The sequence below is a fragment of the Vibrio sp. Scap24 genome (assembly GCF_013394185.1).
Lineage (GTDB): Bacteria > Pseudomonadota > Gammaproteobacteria > Enterobacterales > Vibrionaceae > Vibrio > Vibrio pomeroyi.
The window spans coordinates 3479213-3485889 of the sequence record NZ_CP041332.1 but is presented as its reverse complement, the minus strand read 5'-3'; the positions used below and the strand labels follow the sequence as shown (position 1 = coordinate 3485889).

General features: G+C 44.5%; 5 protein-coding genes. 1 reads left to right on the top strand and 4 read right to left on the bottom strand.

Translation table 11 applies throughout. The annotated features are described in order from the left end of the window. Positions 1 to 107 precede the first annotated feature (107 nt). From FLM53_RS15630 to FLM53_RS15615, 4 genes are all read right to left on the bottom strand, one after another. Positions 108 to 1838: a methyl-accepting chemotaxis protein gene (locus tag FLM53_RS15630; protein ID WP_176681957.1), complete on the bottom strand. Its 1731-nt coding sequence runs from the start codon at positions 1836 to 1838 to the stop codon at positions 108 to 110. A 565-nt stretch (positions 1839 to 2403) separates the two neighbouring features. Further along, positions 2404 to 2820 (bottom strand): MarR family winged helix-turn-helix transcriptional regulator, encoded by a 417-nt coding sequence (locus FLM53_RS15625; protein WP_176681334.1) that lies wholly within the window; start codon positions 2818 to 2820, stop codon positions 2404 to 2406. Then, positions 2798 to 3781, bottom strand: a complete 984-nt coding sequence (dmeF, locus tag FLM53_RS15620) for a CDF family Co(II)/Ni(II) efflux transporter DmeF (RefSeq protein WP_176681335.1) — start codon at positions 3779 to 3781, stop codon at positions 2798 to 2800. Before dmeF ends, FLM53_RS15625 begins: the two co-directional genes overlap by 23 nt. Positions 3782 to 4058: 277 nt before the next feature. Then, positions 4059 to 4970 (bottom strand): LysR family transcriptional regulator, encoded by a 912-nt coding sequence (locus FLM53_RS15615; protein WP_176681336.1) that lies wholly within the window; start codon positions 4968 to 4970, stop codon positions 4059 to 4061. A gap of 395 nt (positions 4971 to 5365) precedes the next feature. Between FLM53_RS15615 and FLM53_RS15610 the strand changes: the two genes are divergently transcribed. After that, positions 5366 to 6625, top strand: a complete 1260-nt coding sequence (locus tag FLM53_RS15610; protein ID WP_176681337.1) for an adenylosuccinate synthase — start codon at positions 5366 to 5368, stop codon at positions 6623 to 6625. Positions 6626 to 6677 lie beyond the last annotated feature (52 nt).

The window sequence follows — 6677 nt, the reverse complement described above, 5'->3', positions numbered from 1 at the left end:
CCTCATTCTGAGAGCCTACTCTAAGCTTAAGGGCTTGAGAGTGAGGCGGACCATATAATTAAGGCGCAGATGATCCGCGCCTTTGGTATTAGTTTGTCCTTTGGAACTTACGACGTCTTGAACTGCGCTACGGCTTGGTCCATATCATTCGCTTGCTCTGCAACTTTATCGACTTCAATCAAACAGTGTTGAGCTGAGGCGTTGTTGTCGTTCGAGATGGTGTTCAGCTCGGTAATCGAATCACTTACTTGCGCCATTACGGCACCCTGCTCTTCAATCGCTGATGCGATACGTTCAGAGTTACCTTGAATGCTCTCCATGTCACTTAGGATCAGCTGTAGGCTGGCATCTAGCTCTTCAGAATCTTTCAGAGTTAATTGGCCTTGTTGGTTACACTCGCCAATCTCGGTCATTGAAGCGTTCATTTGGCTTTGGATCGCAGTAACAACACTGGTGATTTCAGTAGTTGATTGATGCGTTCTGCTCGCCAATGCACGTACTTCGTCTGCTACAACGGCAAAGCCTCGGCCTTGCTCACCCGCACGCGCTGCTTCGATCGCTGCGTTCAATGCCAGCAGGTTGGTTTGTTCTGCAATACCTTGGATGATGTTTACTGCATCGCCGATTTGATCAACATGATGGTTCAGTGAGCTGATTGAGTCTTGGCTGCTTGATAGACGTTCAGACAACTGAGTAATGTTGTTGATGGTGTCGACAACCACTTCACGGCCTTTATCGGCATTCACTTTCGCTTGATGAACCCCTTCAGCTGCAACCGATGTGCTTTCCGAGATCTCACCAATCGTTAGCACCATCTCTTGTACGGATGTGGTCATAGTCGAGGTGTGGTTTGCTTGAACCTCAAACTGCTTGATTACCGACTCTAGCTCATCATGCATGTTCGATGTGCTTTGAGTTAGCTGCAGAGATTTTGACTGAGATGCCGCAATCAAACCTTCAAGCTGATCCAACAGTTGGTTGAAGTACTCGCCTAGTGTACCCAGTTCATCTTTGCCATTTTCAGTTGAGCGGATAGACACATCGTTTGAGTCAACAATATTGCGAATCACAGAAAGTAGCGACTCAATCTTACCGACGATAGAACGGACAATTAACCAGCTAAACAAGATGATCGATGCCAATACTGCAAAGCATAAGATGTTGTTGATTAAAGAAAGTCGGTCCATCAGCTGTTGGGTTTCTTGCTCAAGCACCGCAGAGAACTCTTTGAACTGAGTTTCAATTGCATGAGAGCCAGAGCGTGTTTCACCCAATAAGCCAACGTTGTGTTTTAAACCGATAACCTGTTTCTGTTCGACAACTTGCTTTGCCGCTTCTATTAAAGCGCCAGAGTTCGCAGCCATTGCGCTTGAAGTAAGAGAAAGAACACTCGGATCAAACTCACCCTTTTCGATCAGATCGTTAAACAGATACAACTCAACTTTTTGGTCGCCAGTGACTTGCGTACTGATGGTATCTAAAATCTCGTGGAATTGACCAAGTAGGCCCTTATCTCTTGCTAAACCATACACTTCCGTGGCTCTTACTAGATTCACGAAGCTTGTGTGGTAGGTTTCGATGTCTTCACGTAAATGCGTGCTGTTGACCAAATCCAAGTCACTAAGAATGGTGGCGAGCTGAGTTTCAGACACTAAGAATTTGTTGTAGTTTTGGTCAAATTTATCAAGGTATTTCATGTCACTACGTAATAAGAAATCCTTCTCATTGCGTCGCAGGTTTAACAAGCGAACCTCTAGTTCTTTGGTCACTAACTTGGCTTCGCTCATTTTAGCGCTAGTGTCTGCAAAATGTGAGGTGGTGAACAGCAATGAAACCATGCCGAAAATGGAAAACATTCCCAATGAATAGAGCTTTTTCTTTATATCCATAGATGTGACTCGTCTTTACTAAATTTAGGTATCTAAGGCAGGGCAACTAACTATGTTATCTCGCCCATGCTATTTCGTTATTTTTATCGTATTTACCAATAATGCGCGCTTTACAGGGAGAATAGCTCCTCTAAATCTCACCATTTCACATTTATAAAAATTGCCAATGGGAGGGCTCACTAAAGTTAAAATTATCAATAACACAAATTAATACGATGTACATTAGCAAGATTATAAAATTGGGATACAAAGGTTTCTCATGTTTGATACAAACGATAAAAACTGCCCTGACACCCTTTAAATAAAGGGATTGGGTTATTTTCTCACCGCCCCTTTTGTTTATATTGCTTCTAATTGATAAGTACTTAATTTTAAAGAGCAAGTCGCAAGTCAATGATCACCATACCCGTTCACCAAATAGCAAAAAGCCGACATCAACTGTCGGCTTAGTAAATTCATCTTGTGACACACAAATTCGCAAGCCCTTAAATACGAGCTTATAACCTGCAATTCATTAAAAAGCTTTCACCATTTGGGTTAAGCACTTCAATAGCACCGCTTTGTCTTGTTCTTCTATGCCTTGCGTTAACTCATTAACAAGGTTCAAGTGAAGTTGGTTATGATGAACGTGGATCTTCTGACCTTCATCGGTCAAGGCCACCACAATCGCACGACGATCCGTTGGGTGCTCATGGCGCTCGATCAGTTCTGCCTTAACCAGTTTCTCAATTTGAACAGTTAGTGTGCCAGTAGTAATGCCCAGCTTTTCTGCCAGCTCTTTCATTCTTAACGCACCATGCATACCAAGCACTTCGATGGTATGCACTTGCGCTAGGGAGTAACCCGTTTCTTTGACAACAGATTGCTCCCACGAAGACATTTTATCGTAGAACTCAGTCAGTATTTGATTAAGCTGTTCTATATTTTGCATGGCCGTTTGAGTGCACTTCAAGAGTAAGATGATTAATCTTATCAAACTTGGCGAGCATTTGTTTATATTCAGAGACGCTTTTGTCGCTGTTTGATTCAAGAGTAATCGCCGCTGAGTAGTGATACCCGCTCACCTTCCACATGTGTAAGTCGGTTACGGCGGCATAAGGCGCTAAAGCTTCAGTTATACCGTTACGGTACTCATCGTCAATATTCTGATCGAGTAAGATTGGACTTGTCTGTTTCATGAGGTTCATTGTCCATTTGGCAATCACAACCGCACCAACCATACCCATCGCGGCATCTAACCAATTCCAACCGTAGAACTTACCAAACAACAGAGCAACAATCGCCAACAGAGAAGTCAATGTATCGGCCAATACATGCATGTAGGCCGCACGCAAGTTGTGATCGTGATGGTGCCCTTTGTGCTCGGTGTGTTCTTGATGCCCATCATGTTGATGATTGTGGATGTGTCCCTTATGTTCAGAATGAGAGTGTTCATGTCCGTGGTCATGATGATGATCCCCTAGCAAAAACATACTCACGACATTCACTGTCAAACCAATACACGCAACAATAATCGCTTCATTAAACTGAATAGCCTGTGGGTTGAGCAACCGATGTACTGACTCCACCAGCATCAACAACGCCACAACACCCAATGCAATCGCGCTGGTGTACCCGCCTAATACGCTGACTTTGCCCGTACCGAAAGAGAAACGTTCACTGTCAGCATGCTTCTTCGCATAACGGTAGGCGAACAAGGTGATACCGAACGCTGCTGCATGTGTTCCCATGTGCCAACCATCAGCAAGTAGCGCCATAGAACCGTAAATAGTACCTGCAATAATCTCGACAACCATGGTGACGACAGTTAACAAGAGAACGTAGAAAGTGCGTTTTTCACCTTGTTGATTGTGTGCAGAGAAGTTGTGTTGATGACGTGTTGGAAAACTCAAAATGGCGTCCTTAGATTGTGTGAGTAGCTAGACGATCTTTCTTAATAAGATAACTTTGACTAACAAGTAATTTGACAATCAAAGTAATTACTTGAAATTTAGTTTGATAATCAAACTTTGTCAACGATGAATTTTGAGCCTCTGATTTACAGAAGGAATGGATGGTGAGAGCTTTAAGTTATTTCTATAGCCTATTGCTCTGAGCAAGAACGGGGCTTTACCGACACAAAAAAGCCCACACGCGGTGGGCTTAGATAGATCTAACTGAAAGATGGAATTATTGGTTTTGCAACAGGGTAATCTCATCATTCACCCAGCCTAACAGTTGCTTGGTCGCTTTAGACAAGACTTGGTTTTGTCGAACAATATAACCAAGGCTGGTGCTAGAGAAGTTGGTCAATGGTGTCACTTTCGATTTGAGGTGCTGCTTGGTGGAAATCGCAAACTCAGGAATGATTGCCACACCAAATCCCGCTTCTGCCCAGTCGATTTGAGCGTCCACGCTCCCTACTTCCATAACCCTGTGGTTCGGTAGATTCAAACTTGGTAAACCTTCATCGATGAAGTCACGTGTTCTCGTATCATGACCCAGTAGAATCAAAGTGAGTTCGGGTTCTACACCGTCATCTTTTAGATCATTTTCTGACGAACGATCAAAGTCGTGGATATCCAAACCATCGCCAAGTGCACACCATGAAAGCTCTTGCAGTTTAGTAAAATAAAGCGACTCATTTTGCTGTTCTTTCGCAATCACGAACCCAAGATCTGCCTGAGCGTTCTTAACTAAACTCGATGCCTGAGATGATGTGGTGTTCAGCAAAGTTAAGTCGATACCCGGATATTGCGCTTTGAACTTCTGGAAAGGACGAATCAGCAAGAATCGAGAAATGATGTCACTCACGGCAATGGTTAATGTCCCTATTTTAAGGTCGTTAATCGCATTAAGATCAGCCTGACAAATCTGAAGTTCGAGTAACGTTCTTTGGCTTGTTTCTAATAACCGCTCGCCTGCTTGAGTCAGTTGAAATGGGCTTCTCTCTATCAACTTAATGCGTGTTTGTTGTTCTAACTGCTTCAAATGCAAACTCACATTAGGCTGCGTCATGTGCAGTGCATTCGCTGCTTTCCCGAAATGTTTATACTCCGCGAGCGTCACAAACGTCTTCAGCAAATTAATATCGAGCATCATGTCCTCTCTCTTGTCACTTACATCCCCCTCTAAAGCGAAGGATACCCCCAGCTCGTCATTCCTTACAGTGAGGAACGAACGTGATAGGGAACCTCACTTGTGGTTTGAGATTCCTGATACCTCGTTCCTCGGTTCTGGAATGACGCCAAGAAACCGTGCCAACGTTAGGTTCGTCACTTTCGACTGCAAGGAACTACAATCGCATCGAATTCCACTACAAGGTATATCCCGCCCCGTCATTCCCTACAGTGAGGAACGAACGTGATAGGGAATCTCGCTTATGGGTTAAGACCTTAAAGGTATATGGAATCCTTATCAAGATAATAAAGATAATTAATTTCTCTTATTTTTATTGCAGGACTAACATGATTTCTCAATCAGTCAGGAGAAAAATTATGCCATCTATTGTTGTTGTAGGCGCAAACTGGGGCGACGAAGGCAAAGGCCGTATCGTTGATTTTTTAGCAGACCAAGCTTCTGCTAGCATTCGCTTTCAAGGCGGAAACAATGCTGGCCATACCGTAGTAAACGACTTCGGTACGTTCAAACTGCATCAACTGCCTAGTGGTATTTTTAATCCTGATTGTACGGCGGTCCTTGGCCCTGGCATGGTGATAAGCCCAGCTGCGTTAGCTGAAGAGATTGCAGAAGTACAAGCGGCTGGTATCAAAGTTAAGATGGCGATTTCAGACCGCGCGACACTATGTCTACCCTTGCACGCACTTGAAGATACACTTGAAGAAGAACGTTTAGGTGACGGCGCTTACGGTTCAACACGTCAAGGTATTGCACCAGCGTACGGCGATCGCGTGATGAAGAAAGGCATTCTTGTCGGTTGGTTGAATCAGCCTGAGATTTTAGAGCAGCGCATTCAATTCCTGCTTGATTGGAAAATGCCTCAGCTAAGAGCGCTATACCCTCAATGTGACTTCACTCAAACCGCTTCTGAAATGACAGAGTGGCTACTTGAAGTGACTAAGGCTTGGCGTCCGTTCATTTGCAACGTGACTGAACCACTTAAAGCACTGCAATCACAAGATGCAAACCTATTGTTTGAAGCTCAACTAGGTGCAGGTCGTGACCTTGTCTACGGTGAATACCCTTGGACGACGTCTTCTAATGTAACTGCAGCTTACGCAGGTATCGGTAGTGGTTTACCCGCCCTTCGCCCTGAACGTGTTATTGCCGTGGCTAAATCATTCAGCTCGTCAGTGGGTACTGGCACGCTAGTGACTGCAATGGAAGAGCAAGACAGCTTCCGCGAAAGCTCTAACGAATATGGTGCAACAACGGGTCGCCCGCGTGATATGGGCTACTTTGATGCGGTAGCAACTCGCAACGGCGTTGACCTGCAAGCCGCGACTGAAATCGCGCTAACTAAGATTGATTGCCTGTCTGGTTTATCTGAACTTAAGATTTGTACGGCTTATTCAGGTAAGCACACAGAAAACCCAATTTGGCCGCAAACTGCCGAGCTAAAACCTGTTTATGAAGATATGGCAGGTTGGGACGAGGACATCACGGGTTGCCGCACATTTGAGAGCCTTCCTCAAGCCGCACAAGATTACGTAACTCGTATCGAAGAATTAATGGGCGTGCCAATTGTAATGGTGTCGGTCGGTCCTGAGCGCGAGCAAATGATCATTCGAGCTTAGTATAGAAAGCTACGACATCCTCTACATCAAAGCCCACATCCAGTGGGCTTTT

What these genes read in the sequence shown, in the direction of transcription:
- FLM53_RS15610 (WP_176681337.1), top strand. Translation starts at nt 5,366, where the DNA reads ATGCCATCTATTGTTGTTGTAGGCGCAAACTGGGGCGACGAAGGCAAA.
- FLM53_RS15615 (WP_176681336.1), bottom strand. Translation starts at nt 4,970, where the DNA reads ATGATGCTCGATATTAATTTGCTGAAGACGTTTGTGACGCTCGCGGAG.
- FLM53_RS15625 (WP_176681334.1), bottom strand. Translation starts at nt 2,820, where the DNA reads ATGCAAAATATAGAACAGCTTAATCAAATACTGACTGAGTTCTACGAT.
- FLM53_RS15630 (WP_176681957.1), bottom strand. Translation starts at nt 1,838, where the DNA reads ATGGTTTCATTGCTGTTCACCACCTCACATTTTGCAGACACTAGCGCT.